The 549-nt window shown below is 38.1% G+C and carries 1 protein-coding gene; it reads left to right on the top strand.

Annotated features, from left to right (window positions below):
- Window positions 1-83: 83 nt before the first annotated feature.
- The coding region (locus Q0954_RS34340; RefSeq protein ID WP_299466702.1) for a helix-turn-helix domain-containing protein at window positions 84-549 on the top strand (466 nt) is incomplete at its 3' end.

Here is a 549-nt window from a genome sequence, read left to right as displayed (position 1 = left end):
TATACTGCGAACGGCATGGTTAACCGAAAATTGGAGAATTAAAAAAGGTAAGCTATTTTTAAAGTGACAAAACAATAAAAAATATGCTTACCTTAAACATCAGTAAAACTGACATTGAATTGCTAAGATACGAAAGATATACCTATCCTTGCCAACTTGTTCAAAAACGTTTGCATGCTTTATACCTAAAGGCAACGACTGATTTACCCCATCAACAAATTGCTAAGATTGTAGGTATTCATCGCGATACATTTACCCGATATATTCACTGTTATAACCACGAAGGTTTGTCAGGAATTTATCAGGTAAACTATAGGGGTAACACCAGTGAACTGGATAAACACAAGATAAGCCTTGTGACTCATTTTACTGAAAATCCCCCTCTGTCGTGTACTGAGGCAATTGCAGAAATTAAGCGACTTACGGGCTTGGAGCGAAGTCCCACTCAGGTACGTAAATGGCTTCATAAACACGGTTTTAAGCCTATGAAGGCTGGACAGATTCCATCAAAAGCCGATGGTCAGAAACAGGAGAAATTTATCGAACAAG

Origin of the sequence: uncultured Microscilla sp., from assembly GCF_947493425.1 — a bacterium.
GTDB lineage: Bacteria > Bacteroidota > Bacteroidia > Cytophagales > Microscillaceae > Microscilla.
This window is presented reverse-complemented; position numbering and strand designations above follow the sequence as displayed.